Source organism: Legionella jamestowniensis, from assembly GCF_001467745.1.
In the GTDB taxonomy this organism is placed as follows: Bacteria; Pseudomonadota; Gammaproteobacteria; order Legionellales; family Legionellaceae; genus Tatlockia; species Tatlockia jamestowniensis.
Genome location: NZ_LNYG01000013.1, coordinates 2,261,207 through 2,285,809 on the forward strand (window position 1 = coordinate 2,261,207; position 24,603 = coordinate 2,285,809).

Genomic DNA, 24,603 nt, shown 5'->3' on the forward strand with positions numbered 1-24,603 from the left:
GGGTAAACATCGTAGAAGGACTGATAAGGGGGAGATTTTTCGTGCCGCATTCAGAAGATTCCTCAAGCGACGGGGTCACTTTTCGGAATGACGTGTTACAAGCCAAGCCAAAGTTTTGCATTCAGAATGACTGTTGAACGCCGATGTTGTTTTCAGGTTGAGGTCAGAGAAACATAGTGTTCTTAAAAAGCTCAAGTCCGTTTGTTTTTTGCCGCTAATACTAATAGGCACGTTAATCAGGAGAATCTCCTGATAAGGGAAGGCAATGGACATTATTTTTCAAGGCCAGCACAATAGTGAGGAAGCCGCTGAAAGTCTGCTGACAGTCCTAAAATTATTCAAAGAGCGTTATAACATTGGCCAATTTCGGGAGATGCACCTTACCGTAACTCTGGTTGATGAGAATGGGGATGAGGTTGAACTTGTTGATAGTGAAACGTCACGTACTTACCGGACGTTTGAGGTTTATAGACAGGGTTACGAGCTGGGTGGACGACAGGGTCATCCCTTTTTACAACTTATTGTCGATAATACAAAAACACAAAAGTGAGTGCATGAATGTTATGGGCCATACTGGCAATTCTCTTAACGCTTATTTTAGTAGTAGGTATTCATGAAGCAGGACATGCGCTTGCTGCACGAATTTTTGGCGTCAAAATTCAAAAAATTTCGATTGGTTTCGGTAAACCTTTAATCACATGGACTACAAAAGCAGGCCAGAAGTGGGTATGGGCTTTATGGCCCTTAGGCGGATATGTTCAATTGCTAAACTCCCGTATTCAACCAGTCTCAGAGGAAGAACTCCCTTTTTGTTTTGATAAACAACCCGTATGGAAGCGTTGCATTATTTTACTTTCAGGCGCATTTGCCAATTTAATCGCTGCCTGGTTAGCACTAACATTGTTGTTTATGGTCGGTTATCAACAAACGCCACCCCGGGTACAAACGGTAACCACAGACAGTATTGCGGGCACCGCGGGGTTAAAGTCTGGTGATCGTTTCCTTAGCCTAGGAGACCAAAAAGTAAATTCCTGGCAAGAAACGGGTATGCGCTTAATCATGATGCTTGGTAAAAATAATGTTCCGGCAGTGGTAGAAGATAATCAAGGACGACATCGCCCCATTACTTTAAATTTGAGCCAGTGGCGTTACCAAAGGGGTCAATCGCTACTTCAGACTTTAGGTATTGAACCTGAGTCAGGCATGACTAAGGGGCAAGTCAAAGGTGAGACATTTTTTAATGCGTTTGCCCATGCAGTTACTAAATCGTTGCAATTGTTATCTTTCTTTTTAGTGATGTTAAAGCAAGTTCTAACTGGTGTTATTCCTTTTGCTGTTTTGCTTGGCCCTATTGGATTGTTCACAGCTTCGGTGACTTCATTTGTGCAGGGATTTACTGTATTTCTCTATTTTATTGCCAGTTTAAGTTTGGCTGTAGGATTAGTGAATTTATTTCCTATTCCGGGCCTTGATGGTGGTTTAATCATGTATGCCCTGCTGGAAAAAATTCGCGGTAAGCCGCTTTCAGTGCCTATGGAAATTTTATTACATCAGCTTGCTACCATAATTTTTGTGGTATTGCTTATTCAACTCATACTAAATGACCTGCAGCGATATTTTCATTAGCGTTGTTAATAACAAGCTTGCTTAACAGGCTCTTGCGCAACACCAAACATCGACGCGTGTTACCCCCTGTTGCTTGAACAATTTTGCCAGCTCATTGACGGTACTTCCTGTGGTTAATAAATCATCAATCAACGTAATATGTTGGTATGAGGGTTGTTTTATCTGGAAGGCACGATGCAAATTGTGACGGCGTTTTTCACTATTCAAACCCATTTGGGCAGGGGTATGTAACACCTTTCTACAAAGATTAAGCTCACAAGGTAGGTTTAAAATACTTGCCAGCCTTTTGGAAAATTCTGCGGCCTGATTAAACCCTCTTTCGCGTAATCTTTTGTAATGAAGCGGAACAGGAATTAAACATTGTGTATGCAATCCTTCAGAAGGTAAGGCATCCATCATTAATTTTACGAAAAGCTTGCGTAAGTAAAGTGCCCCATTATATTTGTATTCATGTAGCAAGGTACGTAAAGGTTCCTCAAAGCGATAAATCACTAATGTTTTGTCGAAAGCAGGCTTTTGTTTTAAGCAGCGGCCACAAACCAGGTAACTATCATCAAATAAGGGAAAAGCGCAGTATTGGCAAGCAGGCCCTAAAGGCTGGAAAAGACTCAAACACTCTTGGCAAACTGCACAAGCTTCTCGATGGTACTTATGACAAATCACACAGGCAGAGGGTAAACGTAACAATTGTGTTATACTATTCCTTTTACGGTGCACGAGCATTGGCTTCCTAGAATTATTCCGTTTTCATGATGAATCTTAATTTAGAAATTTGCAATACATTTAATAAGTATGCTGCCGAATATGAGCAGGCAGCCAAAGTACAAAATGAAATTGGCATGCGTTTATTCGAGCGCCTGGATTATTTAAAAATCAATCCGCGGTATGTGCTTGATTTAGGATGTGGTCCAGGGATGTTTACGCAGTTATTAAAAAAGAAGTACCCGCAAGCAGAAATCGTTGGTCTGGATCTGGCCAAAAATATGTTGTTGCAAGCAAAAATGAAGCAAGGCTTTTGGCGTAAGAGATGGTCTTTGGTTAACGGTAATATGACCTCACTTCCCTTCGCCACAGGAACCTTTGATTTAATCTTTGCTAATCAAAGTATCCACTGGGGCTTTCCTTTCGCGTCAGTAATCCGTGAATTAAATCGTGTCATGAACAGACAAGGATGTTTAATGTTTTCTACTTTGGGTCCCGATACGTTTAAAGAATTAAAACAAGCATGGCAGGCTGCTGATTATTACGCCCATGCCAATGAGTTTACAGACATGCATGATCTTGGGGATAGTCTCTTAAAAGAGCGGTTTCTTGATCCAGTGGTTGACATGGAATTGCTAACTGTACATTATGACAATTTAAAGAAGTTATTAATCAATTTAAAAACACAAGGTGTACGTAACATTAACGCTAAGCGTAATAGGGGATTGACTGGGAAAAAGACATGGCATCTTTTCACAGAGACTTATAAGGCATTGCGGACGATGGAGGGAAAATACCCTTTAACTTACGAAGTTGTTTACGGACATGCCTGGAAAGGCGATCAACAGGTTACAGGTACAGGGACTGAGACATTAATCCCTGTTTCTCAAATTCAACGGCGCCCTTCTTCAGAGTGATTTAAATAATTTCTTGCTTTCTTTCTGCAGCCGGGTTTTATAGTGTCTGGTTGTTATGCTGTACCGAACTAAAGCGCTATAATTTAAGTGATCCGGGATAACTATTATTTAGCATCTAGGAGTTCTTATGGAATTTGTCAGCCGTTATGTTTCTCATCAACCCGATGCCAGCGGCAGGGTAAATTACAACGATGAGGAGCATCGTATATGGCAATTGCTTTATGAACGTCAAATGAAACTCATTCCTGGCAGGGCTTGCGATGAATTTATTCAAGGATTAAAAAGTCTGGGCTTATCATCAGGTCAAATTCCGCAGTTACCTGAAGTGAGCAGTCGTCTTAAGGCATTGACAGGATGGGAAGTAGCCCCGGTTGCGGCTTTAATTTCAGCGAGGGAATTTTTCCAATTATTGGCAGAAAGACGCTTCCCAGCAGCTACTTTTATTCGTTGTGAAGAAGATCTCGATTACGTTCAGGAACCTGATATTTTTCATGAAATATTTGGTCATTGCCCGATGTTAACTGATCCTGTTTATGCTGATTTCGTATGCAATTATGCCCGTAAGGTTTTAAGTTTAACTGAAGACAAGTGGCCTCTGTTGCAAAGACTCTTCTGGTTTACGGTAGAATTTGGCCTCATTAAAACATCTCAAGGATTGCGTGCTTATGGAGGGGGTATTTTGTCCTCAATTAGCGAAACGCCTTATAGCGTTGAAAGTGATGCTGCCATGCGTGTTCTTTTTGATCCTGTTGCAGCATTTCGCATGCCTTATCGTATCGATATGTTACAACCCGTCTATTTCGTAATAGACAGTTATCAAGTACTTTATGACTTTGTCGAAGCGGATATTATGCGATTCATCGAACGAGCCAGGGAATTAGGTGAATACCCTCCCTTGTTTCCTGTTGATAAAAATAATCCCAGCATTCATATTTTGGCGTGTTAAGTTTATTTTGCAAGATATTTATCTTATCAATCGACTATACTCAACATTAGACTTGTTTCCTTTCTATAAAAAATGGAGACATTGTCAGGACGTCTTTTAGCAAATTAACAGGGATGAAGATTAAATTCAGTATCAATTGTAATGCCTGTTTAGTCTTGCTAATATCGATGCATGTTTTGTGTTCATTGGCTAATTTGTCAAGGAGCATCGTTTGATAAAAGTTCTAATTGTTGATGACCATGCCCTGGTAAGAATGGGGATTCGACGATTATTGGAGGATCTACCGGATGTAGAAGTGGTTGCTGATGCTGAAAGCGGTGAATTGGCTTTGGCATTGGTAAAATCTCATAAACCTGATGTTGTATTACTTGACATGAAAATGCCTGGAATTGATGGGTGGGAAGTAACCAGAAGGCTTAAGAAATCTAATCCACAGATTAAAGTCATTGCTGTAACAGCGATGTGCGCTGATCCAATACCTACTCGTGTTCTCCAATTAGGCGCTATGGGTTATTTAACCAAAGAGTCTGGCGCTGAAGAAATGGCTGCAGCAATTCGCAAAGTGGCCAAGGGCGAAAAATATCTAAGCGCTGAAATTGCCCAGCAAATGGCGATTAATAGTTTAGAAGCCCCCCAGGATTCACCTTTTGATCTCTTATCCGAACGTGAAATGCAAGTCATGTTAATGATTACAAGCGGAATGACTGTGCAAGACATTGCGGATAGATTGTTTTTAAGCTCGAAAACGATTAATGGCTATCGTTACCGGATGTTTGATAAATTAGGGATAAAAAATGACGTGGAGCTTACTTATCTGGCGATGAAACACAGAGTCATTGAACAACCTAATAATGCTTTGCATGATGAATAGTTAAAGTGTTTGCACGGGACAAAATTTTTTATGTCGTCGTTGCGAACGAAGTGAAGCAATCCCAGAACCGATTTCCGTGCAAAGATTACTAGATTGCTTCGCTTGACGCTCGCAATGACTCGCTTTAGTTTTTTTTGTCCTGAGCAGAGAGTTAAGGCAAACAGAAATGAGCTATAATACATTCTTATGCCATCTTAGTGGTCCTCAATAAAAGTTGTTCTTGATAAAATAAATGCGAGCCAATAATTTAACAACAGTAATAGCGAATCTCACCAGTGAACCTGGCGTCTATCGCATGATTGATGAAGCCGGTACTGTTTTATATGTAGGTAAAGCCAGAAATTTAAAAAAGCGTGTCAGTAGCTATTTTACGAAGCAAAACACGGGTGCCAAAACTCGTTCTCTCGTCAATCAAATTGCTTCAGTGGAAGTGAGTGTTACTCGAAGTGAAACAGAGGCTTTGTTACTGGAAAGTAACCTCATTAAAACACTGCGTCCTAAATATAATGTATTACTGCGAGATGACAAATCCTATCCTTACATCCATGTAAGCAATCATGCTTTTCCACGCATGGAGCTTTATCGCAGTAAGAAGAAACCGCAGAAGGGAGAATTTTACGGTCCATTTCCCAGTGTGGCGGCAGTACGTGATACTCTAAGTACGATTCAAAAAGCTTTTAAAATTAGAAATTGTCGTGATAGCTATTTTAATGCCCGCTCGCGTCCTTGCTTACAATATCAAATTAAGCGGTGCAGTGCACCCTGTACAGGGTATATCTCTCAGGAAGATTATAAACAGTCTATCAATGATGCTGCCCGTTTTTTACAAGGAAAGTGCCAACTTATTATTGATGATTTAGCGAAGCGCATGGAAAGGGCAGTTTCTCAACTTCATTTTGAAGAAGCGGCTGTTTTGCGTGATCAAATTAAAAGCTTGCGCTTAATTCAAGAACAGCAAAGTGTTGTGCAATTGCGTGGCGATGCTGATGTCATTGCCATTGAGGCTCACCCAGGTTTTGCCTGTATTCAATGTGTCACTATTCGTGATGGCCATGTCATCGCTAGTCAAAGCTTTTTCCCTTCGGTGCCGCGACGATCATTTGAAGAAGGGTCTGCAAACGATTTGTGGCAACAAGTTTTTGAAGCCTTTGTAGCATTCTATTATATCGACACGCCTGAACGTATTCCTGCATTAATCATTACGAACGCAACGCTTGAGCAAAAACAAACGTTTGAGGGAATGTTGGGTGAATTGCGAGGAAAAACCTGCCTGATTCAAACGACACCCCGTGGTGTTAAAGCACGTTGGCTTGATTTTGCCAATAATAATTTACGCTTGGCAATAGCCGATTATGTGGCTTCTTCGGCCACTATGCAAAAAAGATATGAAGCGTTGGCCGAGTTACTACAACGGGATTCGGCAATTACTCGTATGGAATGCTTTGACATTAGCCACACCCAAGGGGAAGAAACAGTGGCTTCTTGTGTTGTTTTTGACCAACAGGGGCCCCGTAAGAGTGAGTATCGCCGCTTCAATATCCATGGGATTACCAAAGGTGATGACTATGCTGCAATGGAACAAGCGATTACTCGTCGTTTCAAGCGTTTATTACAAGAGCAACGTTTGCCGGATGTCCTTATCATTGACGGTGGAAAAGGGCAGGTTGCAGTGGCAAAACGAGTCTTTGACTTACTGGCCATCGAGAATGTAGTTTTATTAGGTATTGCCAAGGGACCCGAACGAAAAGCGGGTTGGGAGAAGCTCATTCTGGTGACGCAGCAGGAGGAGTTAAGTTTGCCTGCAGATTCTCCGGCGTTACATCTATTACAGCACATTCGTGATGAGGCCCATCGATTTGCAATTACCACCCACCGCAAAAAACGTCAGCATGCCAGTTTTGAATCCTCCCTGGAAAGTATTGAAGGTGTTGGCCCCAAAAGGCGGCAAGCTTTGCTTCGCCGCTTTGGCGGTTTACGTGAACTTGCCCGTGCCCCCATGGATGAAATTGCCAAAGTCAGTGGTATTAATGAAGAGCTTGCACAACGGATTTATCAACACTTCCATTCTGAGTAAATTGCTATAAAAAATATTTTAATATCATGATGTTGCAACAAATTTTGCCTTCGATCTTGCTTGTTTTCTACAGCGTGAACACTTAGTTTATTTTCTAAACTTTTTTAAAAAATGACCGAAAATAACATTTAGAAGTAAGCCATTGTAATTTAAGCATGCTTTTTGCATTACAAAAGTAAACTTGAAAAATTAGGGGAATCACGATGAAGAAATTACTAGAAGTGATTGCACTCATGGTACCAGCATTTCTTGTCCAGGCTAGTAGCTATTATGGTACGGCATTGTGTGCATACCCACAATATGAATGTATTAAAGTTACTGGTGGACAAAGCTGGGAAAAGCTTTTTCCTGATGAACAACAGCGTGATATTGTGCAACGCATTAATCGCACTTACAACCATCTTTGGGCTGGTAAAGAAATTGCGGTGCCAAAACAGTTAGCGAACAAGACTATCTTTGATTTTTCTCCTTTCCCGCTAAAGATTGAGGCTGATGGTGAGAAACAAGTCATTGTCGATCAAGATAAGCTAGCCTGGGGAGCTTATGATAGGGACGGGCGGTTAGTAAAGTGGGGCCCTATCTCTTCTGGTAGTGATAAATGTTCCGATAATAGCTCTCATACCTGCAGAACGATTACTGGTATTTTCCATTTCTTCAGTAAGGAGAACGAAAAGTGCCGTTCCGGGGTTTTCCCACTTGGTCGCGGTGGTGCCAAGATGCCTTATTGCATGTACTTTCATAAAGGGTTTGCTTTGCATGGCGCACAAGACATCCCAGGTTACCGAGCCAGCCACGGTTGCGTACGTATGTTCACCGAAGATGCAAAATGGATGAATCATGATTTTGTTGAATTATCCAATGAAAGAAACCATTTTATGGGTACTAAAGTAATTGTTCGTCCTATTATGGCCACAAGTGAGAAGAAAAAATGAAAACAAACATTAAAACGACTTTAAAAGCGATTTTTTTAATATCTTCTTGTTGTATGGTGGCTAATAATCTTTTGGCTGCTAAGGAACCTAAGGAAAAGGAGGATAATAGAAATCCACTCGGTTGCTACGATACAGGGTATCAATTTGATTTAAAAACACTCCATTTGTACCCAGGGCATGCCGGAGAAATACAATCCATGTATTTCCTATTTAATACATTGAATCAAAAGGTTAATCTATATCAGATGCGGGATGAAGAAAGCTCACGGACCATGTATCTTAATCATACAATACAACCCAGACAGTGGGCTGTATTATCGACAACTGAGAAAAAAGTTAAATTTATTTGTACTGTTCCAGATGGAAAAGAAGAGTACGGAAAAATTGTGGATTGCTCTGACAGTCTACGCGTTTGTGAGTATACCAATGTTCGTTATGGGTTAAATAATCGGGGTAATTACTGGCTTGTAAAAAGTAATACTCGAAGTGGCGCATTAAGGGAAGTTGTCCATTATGGAATTATTCCAGCGCAATAAGCCGCTTTAGCGGTAACAAATAAAGAGGAATTACCATGAAATCATATATACCATGGTTTTATCTGGTAGCAGCAACTGGGAGTCAATTAGCCTATGCTGTGGACGGTTTGGAAGCTTATCGTCAAGGTAATTATCCCTTGGCTGCTCAAACTCTTGTTAATCAAACAGATAAGGATCCTGTTGCCAATTATTACCTTGGGCGCATGCGCTTGTATGGTTATGGTGAACTAAAAAATAATATGCTTGCATTGCGTTATTTTGAACAAGCAGCAGAAAAAGGGGTTTTGCCTGCTCAGCTGTTGCTTGCTCGTTACAATCTAATTCAGGCTAAAGATCCTGAAAAGGCACTCTATTGGTTTAAAAAGGCAGCGGCAGCGGGTGATCTTGATGCCCAGCTTTATTGCGCGGCTGCCTATATGTACGGTTTTGGTACCAAAGAAAGCCCAGATGCGGGCAGACGTTATTATATTGAGGCTGCCAAACGTGGTAATGCCATTGCGCAAACAACCTTAGGTGAACATTTTCTGGATAGCCGCCACTCATCCAATAAAAAGCTGGGATTGATTTGGTTAAACAAAGCCATAGAGCAGGGAAATCCTCGTGCTCAATTACTATTAGCTGAGTTCTATGCCAAAGGAGGAGCCGTTCCTAAGGATGAGAATAAAGCCTATGAATTGCTCAATCAATCCGCGGCACAAGGTTATATTCCTGCCATGATGAAACTGGGCGAAATGGCCGCTAAGCAAAATAATATGGAAAAAGCAAAAGAGTGGTACACCAAAGCGGCGAAAGATAATAATACGCAAGCCGAAATGGCATTGGCAAACCTTTACCTGGACAATAAAAATAGTCTCTATAACCCAAAAACAGGCTTTATGTGGATGTTGCAGGCTGCACAAAGTGGTTCTGCACAGGCTCAGGAAGCATTGGCTCTAATGTATCGTGAGGGACTTGGCATTACTGCAGATGAGCAACTTGCCAATCAATGGCAACAAAAAGCAAAAGAAACGGCTGCTTACGAAGCTAAAGTGAACCCAGGGATTGAGGTCTCCAGATGGTTAAGTAATGGTCAAACAAGTGATTTCAATATACAAGGTTTTCGTTTGGGCGGTATTTTTAACGATTGGCGAAATCCACGTGCTCTAAAAGAAAACAACTATAATGCAGCCCCACAAATGGAAGCAATTACTCGGTCTGAATTATACAAGCCTGATTTTACAATGATGCAACCGAAAGAAATCGCGATAAGTGATTATTTCGATGTGATTGCTCCAGCATTAAATAGTGAGCAATCCGATGAATTTTCCTTCCCGCGCTATCCTTTAGATCCTCAAATTGAAGCATTACTAAAAAATGAATCCCTCGCCTTGGCGCATTCCCCACGAATCTCAATGGTGGAGGAGGGATTGCCTTATCCTGTTTCAGGAGAACCTGAACCCTTTGATTATTTCGAGCAAATGATGAAAGGATGGCAGCACCAAGCAAACCTTCAAGCTGTTTTAAGTGAAATGTACGGTAAAGCTATTTTAGGGGAGTCGGCCGCACAATTTGAATTAGGGCAACTCTACAATTATGGAGTGATAGTTGCTAAAAATATTCCTCAGGCCATTACCTACTATAAATTGGCTGCACAGCAACAGGATGTTCGCGCTGAATATAATCTTGGAATTTTATATCTGAGTGGGAAAACAGAGCCCGTTGATTATCAGCAAGGCATCAACTGGTTGATGGATGCCGCCTTTAAAGGCAATGTGCATGCGCAATACGTTCTGGCACATATTTATGAAACAGGTTTTAAAGATGCTGCCGGAAACATCGTTGTCCAGGCAAATCCTCATCAGGCAACCTCAATGTATTATTTGGCTTCTTCCAATCATTATGGTCCTGCCCAATATCGTTTGGCGGAGTACCTTGTGAAACAAAAGCAGGGCGGTTTAAGTGTTGCTGCTAAAAATAATCGTACCAAGTTAATAAAACGTCTTTATGAAGGCGCGGTTAAAGAGGGTGTTGCTGAGGCGAATTTACCTCTGGCCTTTTATTATGCAATGGATGAGGATGGCAAAAAGCAACAGCATGCGTTAAAAATAGCTAAAAAAGAAGCAAAAGCAGGCAACAGTTATGCAGCACTTCTTTTGGGGATTATGTTCGAAAGAGGGATTGCTGTACCTACTAATGACGTGGAGTCTTTGTATTGGTATCAACAAGCTGGTTCAAATCCAGTGAATGATTTCATTTTAGGAACTTATTACACGGAAGGAAACGGTGTCACTAAAGATGAGCAAAAAGGAAAAGCATTGTTGCAGCAATCAGCCGATGCTGGCTTTTCTTATGCAAATCTGAATCTTGCGGTCTTAAAGCATGACAAAGGAGAAAATTTCCTGTCGGAATTAGATAGGGCACGTCAGCTGGGTAATAGTACGGCAGGGTTGTTGCTTGCAGATTATTATCTAGCCCAAGCAGCTGATCCTGAGAAATTACAACAAGCCAGAGATATTTATCAACATTTTGCTGAGAAAGGTGATAAGGATGCGCAATTAAAGCTGGCTTTCCTTTATGAAAAAGGATTAGGTGGTCAGCCTGACCTCCCCTTGGCAACACAATGGTATACGGCCTCTGCTGAACAGGGACAACCAGTGTCTCAGTATTTGCTGGGTCGTATGTATCAATTGGGCCAGATAGGGAAAGAGCCTGATTATGCACAAGCGAAGAAGTGGTATGCGGCTTCGCAGTCTAATTATCCTCGTTCTTCCGTGGCCTTAGGCTTTATTTATGATACGGTTGACGATCAGTATGACCAAGCTTTTAAAAATTATGAATTGGCTGCCCAGAAAAATGATAAAGTCGGCCAATACAATTTAGCCTTACTTTATGAGGATGGCAAAGGAATGCCTGTCGATTACACCAAAGCCAGGGCTCTTTTCACCAAGGCTTCCGAATTAGGATATAAGAAGGCTATGGCGCAACTCGCTGACTTGTATTTTAATGGCTTAGGTGGTCCTCGAGATGAACAACAAGCCTTGCATTGGTATAAAAAAGCAGCGGCTTTGGGTGAAAGTCATGCCTTGTACCAATTAGGCTTATTGTCTGAAACAGGGGTTGCGACAAAACTTGATTTTGCTAATGCGGTTAATTACTACCAAGAGTCAGCGAATAAAGGAAATGTAAAGGCAAAATTGGCTCTCGCACGCATGTACCAATACGGATTGGGTGTTATGAAAGATAGTCAAAAAGCGGTTGAATTGTATATAGAATTAGCTGCCAATAATAATGCTTATGCACAATATCAACTGGCTTTATTGTATCTTGATAGCAATCAAAAACCTGAAGAAGGGAAAAAATTGCTACAACAAGCCAGCGCAAATGGTAGCCAGCAAGCCCGCAAAACCTTGCAATGGCTGGATGCCCAACAGCAGGAGAGGCTAAGTTTCATTGAACCTGTGGTAATGACTGAAGCTCCCGTTGTCGTCGGGCAGTCTGCAAATATGATGTATTTTGATGCCTTAAGTGAATGGAATCGTGGTGATGAAACATTATCTCGTATGATATTAAATAGAATAATGAAGCAATTTCCACAATACATTCCTGCTAAACGCGCTTATGAGCAATTAAACCAGGAAATAAATTCTCCTTCTCCGGTGAATATAAGTGCTTCTAACTAGTAGGAAGAGCGCGATCTTAAATTTCAGGCTTAAATTACGATCCTTTAAGCAGCGCAAGTTGAAGGATCTACTGAGGGTGCACTGGGGGAATTTTCCCCAGTAAGTTCTTTTAATTAAAAAAGGTGGTCTTGACCACGAAATTGTTTAAATTTATTTGCACTCTTTAAAAAGCATCCCTATTATTTTTGGATTACATCACTAATTTGTGAAATTAGAAAAGGCTTAACAAAAAATGACTAAAAAATTATGGTTTTCATTCATGGCTATAAGTTTCTGTTTATTGAGCGGCTGTTGGACTGTTAAATCAGGGCAAAAGTCAGGAATTATAGTTAAAGTGGCCAAAGAGGGGCGCTATTGGGGCACTTATGAAGCAGAATTAATACGTGGTGGACTTGAGGATGCTTCGGGAGCTACCGGTCGAGAATTTCATTTCACGATAGGACAGTTTAGATCCGAATTAGTTGAACGTGCTGAATTGGCGATGCAAAACAATGAGCACGTGATTGTTTATTACCACTGCGAAGAATTTGTCGCTCCATGGCGTGGTGAAACCAAATGTTTTGCCGATGATATTAAAATTTTAAATGCTAAAAATAAACCTATTCCACAAACTACAAACGATAGTCATGATCCCTCTGAAAATTAACCCCATAGACGTCATTCTGAACGAAGTGATGAATCTCCTCAATATGGTTCAGGTTTATTTCGCGGGAGATTTTTCATGCAGCCTAGGCAGCTGCACTCAGGATTGTAGATGTTAGGTATTTCGCTAAATACTTGCAAGATTTAAAAACGCGCTAGTCCTGTAAACTTATTTTAAGAGTTACAAAAAACTTAAGAAACCCGAACTGAATAAATCCAGTTCGGGGGTTTACGGACTAGAGCGACGGAAAAGCAGGATTAAGCAGCCATTCCCTTAACTCGGGCAACCAGGCGGCTTTTAATGCGGGCAGCTTTATTTTTATGAATTAAACCTTTATTAGCAGCTTTATCGATAATGGGTTGTGCTTTAGCATAGGCAGCACGAGCGGCTTCCAGATCGCCAGCTTCAACGGCTTTGATAACGTTTTTAACGTAAGTGCGATACATAGAACGTGCACTGGCATTATGTTGACGCAGTTTAACGTTTTGACGGGCGCGTTTGATCGCTGATTTAATATTTGCCACTTAAAAATCTCCACTCATTCAAGATGTCACAAAAAGACGGTGATCATGCACAATGTATTAGAATTTGTCAATATTGACAGGGACTAATAGCAATAACAGGTCACTCTCTCAAATTTTAAAATTATAGCCTGGGAAGAAAAAAAATGCATGGGAAATTTGCTATCCAATCATATTTTCTAACAATAAGATGCTTAAAAACCCAATAAAGAAGCAAGCAGTGATATATGGACTTTCAATCTCTTGTTCATGTGCTTCGGTAAGCAACTCTTCAGTCACCAGGTAAAGCAAGGCGGCCACACCAAACGCTAGAACTCCTTCAGTAAACACCTTGGATAACTGCGATAACAAAAAAGCACCAAGAATGCTGCCAACAGGGATCAATAAGGCAAGTAGCACGGTTAAGGCAAGTCTGGCTTTTACAGTGACTTGTCGTTTCCCCAACGATGCGGTGGTGGAAATGCCTAAAAAAAGAATTTCTATGGCGAGGGCGATAGCGACTAATATTCCTCCCCGCGCGCCAGCCAAAAAGGCAATACCAATTAAAATACCATCGATAAACAGGTCAATGCCTACAGCACTAATCAAACCAAGGGGAATACCTGTCTGGGCGGATTCATTTTCAGACAACTTATCGGCGAGCAGCTTAAGGACAAGCATACAGATTACACCCAGAGAGAAGCCTATGATCAGGGCTAGCGTCGATTGATCCGCGCCAAGCTTGGGAAGTAACTCTTTGGCTACTGCTGCAAAAACGACACCCGCAGCAAAATGTTGTGTTGCGCTGGATAGTTTGTCACCAGGCTGGTACAAACTGGCAATTGCCCCCCCAACAATCATACTAAGCCCCGCCAGGAAGGAATACAGGGCAATAGAAGCAATAGAGGCTGTCATGAAAAGTCCTTTTTTAATGCTACTTCTGCAAATTTATATTAGCTGATTATAAAAAGCCAGCGACTAAGGTATCATAGCAGGCATTGCCTTTATTTATTTAATATCATGTCTGCGATTGAAACAATGATCCCTAAACGACAAAGTCTTTTACGTTCTACAACACTTGTGTCAGCAATGACATTGTTATCCCGCCTGGTAGGTTTTGCCCGTGACATGATTATTGCCCAGTTGTTTGGGGCACAGGCGGGTATGGATGCATTCTATGTCGCTTTTCGAATCCCAAATTTTATGCGACGTTTATTTGCAGAGGGTGCTTTTTCACAAGCGTTTGTTCCAGTACTGGCAGAGTATCAGCAGCAGCGGACTTTTCCAGAAGTCCGGGAATTCATTGCACGTGTTTCCTGGCAGTTAGGTACGATTTTATCGTTTGTTACTGTCATTGGGATTTTAGGGGCACCAATAATTATTTGGCTTTTTGCCCCAGGCTTTGGTGAACACAGTGCGCGCTCGCTCCTGGCTACAGAAATGTTGCGGCTGACTTTTCCGTTTTTAATGCTGGTCTCTTTAACCGCAATGGCAGGCGCTGTGCTCAATACTTATGGTTATTTTGGTGTTCCCGCTTTTACCCCAGTATTACTAAATATCAGCATGATTCTTGCTGCTTTATACTTGTGTCCGCGTTTGGAGGAACCTGTTGTTGGATTGGCATGGGGGGTATTGATTGCAGGAATTGCTCAATTTTTGTTTCAACTTCCTTTCTTGTATAAACGAAAATTATTGGTGCCTCCCAAAGTAGGTTGGCGAGATCCAGGTGTCAGGCGTGTTGTGAGATTAATGGTGCCGGCATTGTTCGGTGTTTCCATTGCCCAACTTAATTTAATGGTGGATTCCATCTTTGCTTCTTTCTTAAAAGTGGGCAGTGTAACCTGGTTGTATTATACCGACCGCTTGACCGATTTCCCTTTGGGTGTGTTTGGGGTGGCTATCGCAACGGTTATTCTGCCGCATCTGTCCAGACGCCATGCGGAACAAAGCAGTGAAAAATACTCCCGTGCCCTTGATTGGGGGTTACGATTAATTTTGCTGATTGGCATTCCTGCTGGATTGGGTTTGGCGATGTTTTCCATGCCATTGATTGCCGCCTGTTTTGCTTATGGCGCATTTACACCCAACGATTTGATGCAAACGCAAAAGAGTCTAATTGCTCTCAGCACTGGTGTACCTGCCTTTATGATGGTTAAAGTACTGGCCTCAGGTTTTTATGCATGCCAAGACATTAAAACACCGGTAAAAATAGGTGCCTTGGCCATGATAGTAAATAGCTTACTGTGCTTAGTATTTATTTGGTCTTTAGCACATGCAGGACTTGCCCTGGCCTCTGCTTTGGCCGGCTACGTTAATTGTGGTGTATTGCTTGTTTTATTGATTCGACGGAAAGTTTATCAACCTTCCGCTGGCTGGTTAATCTTCCTATTGCAATTACTGGTGGCAAATTTAGTAATTGCAGCGTATTTATTTATAATGGTTGGTAGTATGAATGACTGGCTAGCCAAGCCTGCTTTTCTGCGCCTATCGTGGCTTTTAGGCCATGTGGCGGTCGTCGTTATTATTTATTTAGGATGTCTGCGGTTGATGGGGATACGTCCGGCGCAGTTCCGTGGTCAAATGAAGGAGTAGTTATGCATGCAAACCTGTTTTATGACACCTGCCCTGATAAAGCGATCTCCTTGCATTTAATTAGTCAGACAGAATGGGAAACAGAATCGCGGTTATTTACCACCGCAGAGTTTAATTTCTTTTCTTTACAAGAATTTAAAGCGAAGGCCGGCGAAATTTGTCTTATTACGAATAGTGAGGGCACATTAATAAAGGCTTATGTTGGCACAGGGAATAATGAAGAAGCGTTGGCCCTTGCGTGCGCCGCCACGAAATTACCCCCAGCTTCTTACCAACTTAAGAAAGAAGTTTCTTCACAAACGCTTGTGGCCTGGGCATTGGCTCAATATCGCTTTACCACCTATAAGCAACAAGACATCATTCCGAAGATTTTGATAGTAAATGAAAATATTTTATCGGCAATTTTGGCTGATGTTGAAGCAATATTTCTTGTACGTCATTTAATTAACACACCAACGAACGATTTAGGCCCTGAAGAACTGGCTGCTGTCGTTGAGGACTTGGCTGAAAAAAATAATGCAGCGTTTCAACAATGGGTAGGTAACGAACTACTGAGCGCTAACTTTCCTGCTATCCATGCAGTAGGTCGCGCATCAGCAAAAGCCCCAAGGCTTATTGCCTTAACCTGGGGCGATAAGAATCATCCAAAGGTTACATTGGTTGGTAAAGGGGTCTGCTTTGACAGTGGCGGACTGGACATCAAACCCTCAACAGCAATGCGTTTAATGAAGAAAGACATGGGAGGGGCTGCTCATGTCATTGGTTTAGCCCAATGGATCATGCAACAACAATTACCCATTTATTTGCAAGTGTTTATTCCAGCGGTTGAAAATGCAATTGGCCCGGATGCGTTTAGACCGGGTGATATTCTAACGATGCGTAATGGCTTAACTGTTGAAGTGGATAATACGGATGCAGAAGGACGTCTCATCCTTGCAGACGCCATTGTAAAAGCTTGCGAAGAACCTCCGGAATTATTGATAGATTTTTCAACGTTGACTGGGGCTGCTCGTGTTGCAGTGGGAACTGAAATTGCGGCTTTATTCAGTAATGATGATCAGTTGGCGCAATCGTTGGCAGAAGCGTCAATTAACGCCAATGATCCAGTGTGGCGTTTGCCACTATTTGCAGGCTATAGCGGCATGTTGGATTCCACCTTGGCTGACATGGCCAATGCAAGTTCTTCTCCTTATGCTGGTGCTATTACAGCTGCTTTATTTCTGCAGCGTTTTATACCAGAATCTGTTTCCTGGGCTCATTTTGATGTGATGGCTTGGAATGTGTCATCCAAACCAGGGCGGCCAGAAGGTGGGGAAGCAATGGGACTTCGAGCAGTTGCTTATTATTTGAGTAAAAAGTATGGAGATTAGTCTTTTTGCGCGCGCTGCATAATAAAATTTATTTATTTTTAGAATAATTGCCTGGTGAGATGGGCTCAAATCCATTGTAAGGTTTCTTGGTGGCCGGATCGACTGGCTCGGAAATCACTTCCATGCCACCAGAAACTTTATTTAAACCTTTCTTAGAAAGTTTGTTTTTACTCTTAACAGATTTTTTCATGATACTTTTTTCCAATAAAAAAAGAGACTATCTATAAGAATAGTTCATAAATCATTTTTTGGGGGGAGCAACGTAGGGCCCGGTGAAATGCTGTGAAACCCAGGTTTCGCTCCTATGGATCTGCACCCAGGCTACGCTTGCTAAGAAAGTGTGTCATTTCCTCAAAGGTGAAGTTTCCTTTTCTTATTCACTTAGTTTCGGACGAAAATCTGTTTCTGCTTCAGCTGCCACTTGTTGCATTGCCAAAGACAATGGGGTGTCTTTAATCTGATAAAGAGGAAGGGTTGAGTTCTTGTCTGCTTGTATACCTTTTAAAATGCGGGCACAGAAAAATGCCGTGCCTAAATAAAAAGAGGCGTCCACTCGCCAGTCTTCCAGACCAGCAATAAATAATACAGTGCTTAGCGAAATCATTACATTAGAAAATAGCATAAAGTGGGTTACTGCTTTATCCATCTTAGAGGTGGATTCCCGTTTTTTAAACTGAGTAATAAAACGACAATAATCTTGTCTGCTTGCTTCGTTATTCTCATGAGAAATTAAATCAATGGTTTTGATTAATGCCTCAAGATAGAGTTCACTTTGGTGTTTATTGGATGTAGCTTCTTTTTTAATCTCCGATACCATGGTTCTAACATTACTGGCCAGTGTTTTATTGTTGTTGGATTTGGACCAAAAGGTTAACCTGGAGCGAGCTAGCTCGAGTTTGAAATCAACAGATTGCAGAGGCAAAGGGGTGTTTTCTAATGTTTTTATTTTAAAGTTTTTGCTGCGATAGAAAAGATCCAAGGGACTGAGAAATGGTCCTGGAATGCCTATAAGAAAAGGATGTATCCGCATTAAGGTTAATCGAGGCACTGATATTTTAATTTCTGCCAGTTGAAGGGCATAAACAGCAGCATTACTACAATTATGAGTTAGAAAACGGTAATTTTCTGATTTGATAAATGGTGAATTCCAAAAGCGTTCACAAAATAATTTAAAAGGTATTTTGCTAGAAAAAGTAATATAGTAATCATTGATATAGTTTTCATGAGAAAAAACAGGGGTCATACTGCCACTTTTATTATTGTGCCAAATTTTAAATACTCGCCAATTAAGAAAAGATTCTTCATGCGGATCAGCATATACAAAAACCTGAGCGCATTCCCCATGAGGAAGGATATTTAATTTTAGACGCATTAAAACTCCATTACTTTTTATAAACGATGGAAAAAACTACTACTCCATGTTATGGGTATGCAGTTCGCATTGATGAGTGCGGTATTTCTTGTAGTGTTTTCGGCTTAATTCTTTGGCAGTCTCGTCATTAACCACAATTTCCATCACGCGTTTAAAGCGTTTATAAAACTCAGGAATGGTGGAATTTAAATTCAACAAGATGTCAGAATAGCCCCGTGGCTCGGCTTGATAGCCAATTTGAATGGGCGGGGGAGGTTCAGGTCCTTCTCCCTGTAAGTTATGAGGAATAAAGCTGTTATCTTTGAATGTCCAAAGTAATTCATCCAGCTCATGGGCGTCTTTCTGTGATTCGCAATGGACAAAAACCCGATGACCGCGCAAATAAGCTTTTTCAAGAAGACGGCACGCTAAAAGCCAGCGTGCGGCTTCATCCTGGCTATTTAATAAATAGAAATCAACGCGAATTGCTGGCATGGCGTAACAACTGTACTAGTAAAGGAACTGGACGGCCTGTGGCATTGCGTTTCTTACCGGAAACCCACGCTGTTCCAGCAATGTCTAAATGTGCCCAACGGTATTTTTTTGTAAAGCGTGCTAAAAAGCACGCGGCAGTAATCGCCCCCGCTGCACGGTCAAACGCTGCATTTATCATATCAGCCATAGGACTTTCTAAAGCCTCCTGATAGGCGTCATCTAGGGGGAAACGCCAGGTTTTATCACCACTTTCTTTTGCAGCTTCTAAGATTTGTGTAGCCAATGCTTCATCTTCGGTCATGAAACCGGTGGTGACATAACCTAACGCAACGACCATGGCACCGGTCAATGTGGCTATGTCAATCACAAAACTCGGATTGAAGCGTTCAGCATAGGTTAATGCATCTGCTAAAACGAGTCGCCCCTCGGCGTCGGTATTTAAAATTTCAACCGTTTGCCCGGACATCGATGTTACAATATCGCCAGGTTTCACTGCTGATCCGCTGGGCATATTCTCAGCACTGGCAACCAAGCCAATGACATTGATAGGCAGCTTCAGTAAAGCACAGGCTTTTAAGGTACCAAAAACACTTGCAGCACCCGACATGTCATACTTCATTTCATCCATCGCATTGGCAGGTTTTATCGAAAGACCGCCAGAATCAAAAGTAATGCCTTTACCGACTAAAACAATAGGGGGGGCATCACCGCCGCCACAATAATTAATTTCAATCAGTCGTGGTGGTTGCACGCTCCCTTGAGCAACAGCCAGCAAAGCGCCCATGCCCATTTGTTTCATTTCTTCCGGACCGAGAATGGAAGTCGTTAAATGCTCATGTTGCTTCGCCAACTCTGTGGCTTGTTCTCCGAGGTAGGTAGGCGTACAGATATTAGCCGGCATGTCCGCTAAGGTTCGTGTACACTTTACACCCTCAGCAATGGCTGCTGCTGTTTTTACTGCTTTAGAAGTAGCGCCTGGTAAATGAAATTGGACAGATTCCAGTCGATGCCTTTTGTTGTTGCCCGTTTTAAAGTCTAGAGATTGATAAAGTTGCGCGTCTATTTGTAAAAGCATTTGCTCGATTTGCCAATCGGGCTGATGCGCAGCAAGCGGTGGCATGGTGATTGTGACCGTACTAATACGCTGTTTAGTAAGTACAGGGACTATTTCGTTTAAATATTTTTTTAAATCTTTGGCAGTGAATTCTGATTTTTTGCCGCAATTGATTAATAACAAACTGTGTTTGTCAATATCAGCTTGCCAAACCCAATCGCCCTTTTCTGGCAGTTTGGCCAATAAACGACTCATAAGGCCTTGATGCTGTTTGTCCAAAGTTTGCATAAATTCAGGCGTGGTGTCGTCAGCAAACCGCCCTAAAACCAGACATTCACTGGTTTTTAAGTTAGGCGTTTCAACAAGGCTATAGTTCATTTTACTTCCTATCTTGAGTAAAAACTGTTAGTTTACCTAGGGACATTCTGCTATTCTACCTACAAATTTAAAGTAAGAGTAGGATTTATAGCTAGTATCTGCGTATGGAATGCTTGACTCCTACACCCCGGGGTTTATCTGCGGAATTCATTAATGTTGCAAGCATTCTGGATCCCGCGAACAAGTCGCGGGACGTAGGGGATAGAGTAATTGATACCAACCGCATGAAGCTTGGGTTCTACGTTCTGCAGTTTATACGTGCAATCCCGTGGTGACAAGCATTCAAGACCTGCCACATCGCAGGATAAAAAGGCAGTAGTTGGTATCAATGACTTCAATTTAGTGTTGTGTAGATACTGGATTTAAGCAGTTCACGAGTAGAGAGCCGAGAACCGAGTGTTAATTTTTCGTTATTTAGCCAAAGAAGTTTTTACTACGCTAATCGCTTTAACAGCAATTCTATTACTCATCTTCATGAGTAATCAGTTTGTGCAATATTTAAATCGTGCTGCCGCAGGCAATATTCCTGGCATGATCATCATGAAACTAATGATGCTCGAGCTCCCTAACCTGATGGGATTATTGCTTCCATTGGGCTTTTATATCGCCTTATTAATCGCTTATGGTCGTCTCTACGCTGAAAGTGAAATGACAGTGTTACAGGCATGTGGCTATGGCCCTTCGCAACTCATCAAGCACACGTACATTATGGCAATCGTTGTAGCCATCGTTGTTACTGTGCTCATGATCTGGGTGAGTCCTGTGATTGCAACGGAGCGTGCCAAACTAATGAAAACAACAGGAATACAAACCCTGATTCAAACCATTGTACCAGGGCGATTTCGTCAGGTGTCGAATGGTAAACAAGTATTTTATGTCGAGGCAATGAGTCGTAATCATACAAAAGCACAACATGTTTTTCTAGCACGCCAGGTTGTGAAAGATAAAAACTCACAATGGGATATCCTGTGGGCCGAACGGGCCTTTGCAGAAACTGATCCAAAAACGTATGAAGACTATATCGTATTGCAGCAGGGCAGTGAATATGAGGGGTTACCTGGAAAAGCCGATTATCAGGTTGCTCATTTTGATCAATATAAAGTACGTTTGCCTCATCCAACAATGGCTATTCAAAATGACACTCGATCTGCTTCGACAGCCAGTTTGTTGCCCTTCAATAATAAAGATTTGCGAAAAGCCGCTGAGTTGCAATGGCGTTTATCGATACCAATGATGGTATTGACGCTAACCTTGGTGGCAGTTCCACTTAGTCGGGTGAACCCGCGCTCGGGTAAATATGCAAAATTATTACCTGCAATCGTGCTGTACATTGTTTATGCCAATTTTATGTTTATATCACGCGATTGGATTATCGCTGGTAAGGTTCCCCTCTGGATTGGTATGTGGTGGCTACATCTTGTTGTGGCAGGGTTAGGATTATTCTTGATATGGCGTAATCGGGTGAAGTTGTCATGAAGCTTCTCGATCGCTACATTGCCAAAACAGTACTTTCAGCCATTGCTTTAGTCACGTTGATGCTGGCGGGGTTGCAAATTTTTATTCTTTTTGTGAATCAATTGGATGATATTGGAAAGGCTGATTTTGGTATCTGGCAAACAGCGCTTTATGTGTTACTGCAAATGCCTTATCAAGTCTACTTGTTCTTTCCACTGGCCAGCTTATTAGGATCGTTAATTGGTTTAGGTATCATGGCCAATAACAGGGAATTGGTAGTGATGCGTGCTGCTGGTATGTCAATCGGCCAAATCACGATGGCGGTTTTAAAAGCGGCATTTATTGTTATTTTATTGGTTACTATTACTGGCGAAACGATTATTCCTCGACTGGCCCACTGGAGTAATGATCAAAAAATGCAAGCGTTGAGTGGAGGGCAAACACTAAGGACGGCCCATGGGGTTTGGGTGCGCAATGGTAATGATTTCATCGCGATAGGCACAATACTAGCTAATAATACATTAGAGAATGTTTATCAATTTCGGTTTGATAGTACGCATCGAATGCGTTTAGCGCGTAAGATTGCCAAAATCGTCTATGTGAATAATCAATGGCTAGCCTTCAATGTTGAGGAAACCATTATTGATGATAATCAGACCCTTGCGCGTAAAATTCCAAAAATGCGTTGGGATGTGTCTGTAAAACCTAGTATTCTGCGGGTAAGTAGTAACGAGCCTGATGAAATGACACTTCATGAATTGCGACAATATTTGCGTGCCCAGAAGCAAAATCATCAAAGTGCCTTGAATTATCAGCTGGCATACTGGCAGCGCCTAATGCAGCCTTTAACCACAGCTGTCATGATGATGTTGGCTATTCCTTTTATTTTCGGACCCTTGCGCTCCTCCACCATGGGTTCAAAAATCTTGATCGGGGCAACGGCGGGTTTTGGGTTTCACATTGTCAATCGTTTTTTTGGCCCTGTCAGTCAGGTGTTTCAATGGCCAGCAGAAATAGCAGCGATAGGTCCCACCTTTCTTTTTGCTTTACTGGGGCTTTACTTAATGCGTCGGGTTAAATAAATGGTTATTATCCGTCATCTATTGGAAACCTTATTAAATCCCTATCTTATTTGCTTATTATTATTTACGTTCTTTTTAATCCTCCTGTGGTGGCGTGATAACAATCGATTAGTGCGTTGGGGATTGACGCTCGTGTTAGCATTACTTGTTTTGTTTAGCACGGGTTGGCTCCCGCAATTGTTAACTCGCAAGCTAGAGGATAAATATCCGGTTATCACTCAAGTTGATCCAGCAATTCATTGGGTTGTTGTTTTAAGTGGTGGTCAATCAGAAATCAATAATAAACCCATCAATGCCCAATTAAACTCGGCGAGCATTAAACGACTGATGGAAGGCATTCGGTTATATCAGCTACTACCCCAAGCGCGATTATTGTTATCTGGGGGCGGTTATGGATTTGAAACACCTGAGGCTTTCCGTTTGGCAGAACTGGCTTCCTGGTTTTCCATTCCTAAATCTAAAATTGTTCTGGAAACAACCTCTATTAATACAGCCGATCAAGCAAAAGCTATTAAACAATGGGTTAAAGATAAGCCTTTTTATCTAGTGACCTCAGCAATCCATATGCGCCGTTCGATGGCGCTTTGCCTTGCCCAGGGTTTACACCCTGTTGCAGCCCCAACTGATTATACTTTTTACTGGAATGATGAGCGCATTGGGAAAATTTATTTACCAAACCCTTATAATCTTTTTTACTTAAGTATCGCCTTGCATGAGATTTTGGGAAATTGGTGGGCAAGGTTGCATCACTATTATAAAGGATAAACAAGGTGAACTGGAAATTGGAAAAACTCCATAACCAGTTCTAAGGTTTTTAAAGTAGCCGATTCTTCTGCAAGAAGAAATTTAAACTCAATTATTACAAATAAAATCGTTAGGAAATACTACTGAAACTGTATCCCCTGAATAGTTAAAAGCAATATTTCCTGCTTTTAAAATACATTCGCCAATCGCATTGTTTCTGCTATTTAAAGCAGGATAAGCAGTAGCGCTAACGATGTACGTATGGAAACAAGCAACATCTAAAAATTGTGGTGCACTGCCTCCTTTTAGTGTAATAGACCTAATAGGACCTGAATTCTCAACGGAGGTCACATTAAAACTGACGTTTTGAGTGAGTTGAATGGGTGGAGTGGCGACAGCGACCTCGACTTTACAGGAAAAATCATTGTCTGCGTAGCTACTTGCTGATGCAATTATACTCACAGTAAAAAAAGAACCTACAAAAAATTTGTTCATCATAAAAACCTCTAATCATGGGGAAGATATAGGGTAGGTTAGATAGCTTATAATTTTCAACATAAAAATTTATGAATGGTGCGTGAATTAGTGAGTCTGTGAATGGCTATATGAATTCACAATTATGGGTATTATCTTTAGGCAAAACTCGGTAAAATAGGCCACTTTACTCTTTTTTTGT

At 41.6% G+C, this 24,603-nt stretch carries 23 protein-coding genes; 15 read left to right on the forward strand and 8 right to left on the reverse strand.

Features of this window, described 5'->3' with window-relative positions; all coding sequences use genetic code 11:
* Window positions 1-265 precede the first annotated feature (265 nt).
* A complete protein-coding gene (locus Ljam_RS14450; RefSeq protein WP_058450683.1) occupies window positions 266-550 on the forward strand; it encodes a hypothetical protein in 285 nt (94 codons plus the stop codon).
* An 8-nt stretch (window positions 551-558) separates the two neighbouring features.
* A complete protein-coding gene (locus Ljam_RS14455; protein WP_058450684.1) occupies window positions 559-1,626 on the forward strand; it encodes a M50 family metallopeptidase in 1,068 nt (355 codons plus the stop codon).
* Window positions 1,627-1,647: 21 nt separating this feature from the next.
* Here Ljam_RS14455 and Ljam_RS14460 read toward each other — a convergent pair whose 3' ends face one another.
* Complete coding sequence (locus Ljam_RS14460) at window positions 1,648-2,349, reverse strand: ComF family protein (protein WP_368610038.1); 702 nt, start codon at window positions 2,347-2,349, stop codon at window positions 1,648-1,650.
* A 29-nt stretch (window positions 2,350-2,378) separates the two neighbouring features.
* Between Ljam_RS14460 and bioC the strand changes: the two genes are divergently transcribed.
* The 8 genes from bioC (at window position 2,379) to Ljam_RS14500 (ending at window position 12,909) form a co-directional block, all read left to right on the forward strand.
* Window positions 2,379-3,245, forward strand: a complete 867-nt coding sequence (gene bioC, locus Ljam_RS14465) for a malonyl-ACP O-methyltransferase BioC (protein WP_058450846.1) — start codon at window positions 2,379-2,381, stop codon at window positions 3,243-3,245.
* A 127-nt stretch (window positions 3,246-3,372) separates the two neighbouring features.
* Window positions 3,373-4,191, forward strand: a complete 819-nt coding sequence (gene phhA / locus Ljam_RS14470) for a phenylalanine 4-monooxygenase (RefSeq protein WP_058450685.1) — start codon at window positions 3,373-3,375, stop codon at window positions 4,189-4,191.
* Window positions 4,192-4,402: 211 nt separating this feature from the next.
* Window positions 4,403-5,062 carry a two-component system response regulator LetA gene (letA, locus tag Ljam_RS14475; RefSeq protein WP_058450686.1) on the forward strand — a complete coding sequence of 220 codons (660 nt, stop codon included), beginning with the start codon at window positions 4,403-4,405 and terminating at the stop codon, window positions 5,060-5,062.
* Window positions 5,063-5,294: 232 nt separating this feature from the next.
* Window positions 5,295-7,136, forward strand: coding sequence for an excinuclease ABC subunit UvrC (gene uvrC / locus Ljam_RS14480; protein ID WP_058450687.1), 1,842 nt, complete (start codon window positions 5,295-5,297; stop codon window positions 7,134-7,136).
* 203 nt (window positions 7,137-7,339) lie between these two features.
* Entirely contained in the window at window positions 7,340-8,068 is a 729-nt protein-coding gene (locus tag Ljam_RS14485; protein WP_058450688.1) for a L,D-transpeptidase, read from the forward strand.
* Complete coding sequence (locus tag Ljam_RS14490; protein ID WP_058450689.1) at window positions 8,065-8,604, forward strand: hypothetical protein; 540 nt, start codon at window positions 8,065-8,067, stop codon at window positions 8,602-8,604. The genes Ljam_RS14485 and Ljam_RS14490 overlap by 4 nt, the downstream gene beginning before the upstream one ends.
* 35 nt (window positions 8,605-8,639) lie before the next feature.
* Window positions 8,640-12,263, forward strand: coding sequence for an SEL1-like repeat protein (locus tag Ljam_RS14495; RefSeq protein ID WP_058450690.1), 3,624 nt, complete (start codon window positions 8,640-8,642; stop codon window positions 12,261-12,263).
* A 232-nt stretch (window positions 12,264-12,495) separates the two neighbouring features.
* Entirely contained in the window at window positions 12,496-12,909 is a 414-nt protein-coding gene (locus tag Ljam_RS14500) for a hypothetical protein (protein WP_065235556.1), read from the forward strand.
* 254 nt (window positions 12,910-13,163) lie between these two features.
* Here Ljam_RS14500 and rpsT read toward each other — a convergent pair whose 3' ends face one another.
* A complete protein-coding gene (gene rpsT, locus Ljam_RS14505) occupies window positions 13,164-13,430 on the reverse strand; it encodes a 30S ribosomal protein S20 (protein ID WP_058450691.1) in 267 nt (88 codons plus the stop codon).
* Between the two features lie 159 nt (window positions 13,431-13,589).
* The gene (locus Ljam_RS14510) at window positions 13,590-14,321 is read right to left on the reverse strand and encodes a ZIP family metal transporter (RefSeq protein WP_058450692.1); all 732 of its coding nucleotides are present in this window, start codon (window positions 14,319-14,321) and stop codon (window positions 13,590-13,592) included.
* A gap of 105 nt (window positions 14,322-14,426) precedes the next feature.
* Here Ljam_RS14510 and murJ point away from each other — a divergent pair, with 105 nt between their 5' ends.
* A complete protein-coding gene (murJ, locus tag Ljam_RS14515) occupies window positions 14,427-15,998 on the forward strand; it encodes a murein biosynthesis integral membrane protein MurJ (RefSeq protein ID WP_058450693.1) in 1,572 nt (523 codons plus the stop codon).
* Between the two features lie 2 nt (window positions 15,999-16,000).
* Window positions 16,001-17,368, forward strand: coding sequence for a leucyl aminopeptidase family protein (locus Ljam_RS14520; protein WP_058450694.1), 1,368 nt, complete (start codon window positions 16,001-16,003; stop codon window positions 17,366-17,368).
* Between the two features lie 28 nt (window positions 17,369-17,396).
* On the opposite strand, the gene Ljam_RS15280 is transcribed toward Ljam_RS14520, so the two are convergent.
* From Ljam_RS15280 to Ljam_RS14535, 4 genes are all read right to left on the reverse strand, one after another.
* A complete protein-coding gene (locus Ljam_RS15280; protein WP_156411934.1) occupies window positions 17,397-17,558 on the reverse strand; it encodes a hypothetical protein in 162 nt (53 codons plus the stop codon).
* Between the two features lie 183 nt (window positions 17,559-17,741).
* Window positions 17,742-18,740, reverse strand: coding sequence for a hypothetical protein (locus Ljam_RS14525; RefSeq protein ID WP_058450695.1), 999 nt, complete (start codon window positions 18,738-18,740; stop codon window positions 17,742-17,744).
* 39 nt (window positions 18,741-18,779) lie between these two features.
* Window positions 18,780-19,214, reverse strand: coding sequence for a DNA polymerase III subunit chi (locus Ljam_RS14530; protein WP_058450696.1), 435 nt, complete (start codon window positions 19,212-19,214; stop codon window positions 18,780-18,782).
* Window positions 19,195-20,646 carry a leucyl aminopeptidase gene (locus tag Ljam_RS14535; RefSeq protein WP_058450697.1) on the reverse strand — a complete coding sequence of 484 codons (1,452 nt, stop codon included), beginning with the start codon at window positions 20,644-20,646 and terminating at the stop codon, window positions 19,195-19,197. Before Ljam_RS14535 ends, Ljam_RS14530 begins: the two co-directional genes overlap by 20 nt.
* Before the next feature lie 396 nt (window positions 20,647-21,042).
* Here Ljam_RS14535 and lptF point away from each other — a divergent pair, with 396 nt between their 5' ends.
* The 3 genes from lptF to Ljam_RS14550 are packed head-to-tail and all read left to right on the forward strand — an operon-like array spanning window position 21,043 to window position 23,948.
* On the forward strand, window positions 21,043-22,122 hold the full coding sequence (gene lptF, locus Ljam_RS14540) for an LPS export ABC transporter permease LptF (protein WP_058450698.1): 1,080 nt from the start codon (window positions 21,043-21,045) through the stop codon (window positions 22,120-22,122).
* Window positions 22,119-23,183 (forward strand): LPS export ABC transporter permease LptG, encoded by a 1,065-nt coding sequence (gene lptG, locus Ljam_RS14545; RefSeq protein WP_058450699.1) that lies wholly within the window; start codon window positions 22,119-22,121, stop codon window positions 23,181-23,183. The genes lptF and lptG overlap by 4 nt, the downstream gene beginning before the upstream one ends.
* A complete protein-coding gene (locus Ljam_RS14550; RefSeq protein WP_058450700.1) occupies window positions 23,184-23,948 on the forward strand; it encodes a YdcF family protein in 765 nt (254 codons plus the stop codon). It abuts the gene before it with no gap.
* An 87-nt stretch (window positions 23,949-24,035) separates the two neighbouring features.
* Here Ljam_RS14550 and Ljam_RS14555 read toward each other — a convergent pair whose 3' ends face one another.
* The gene (locus Ljam_RS14555; protein ID WP_058450701.1) at window positions 24,036-24,425 is read right to left on the reverse strand and encodes a hypothetical protein; all 390 of its coding nucleotides are present in this window, start codon (window positions 24,423-24,425) and stop codon (window positions 24,036-24,038) included.
* Between the last annotated feature and the right edge of the window lie 178 nt (window positions 24,426-24,603).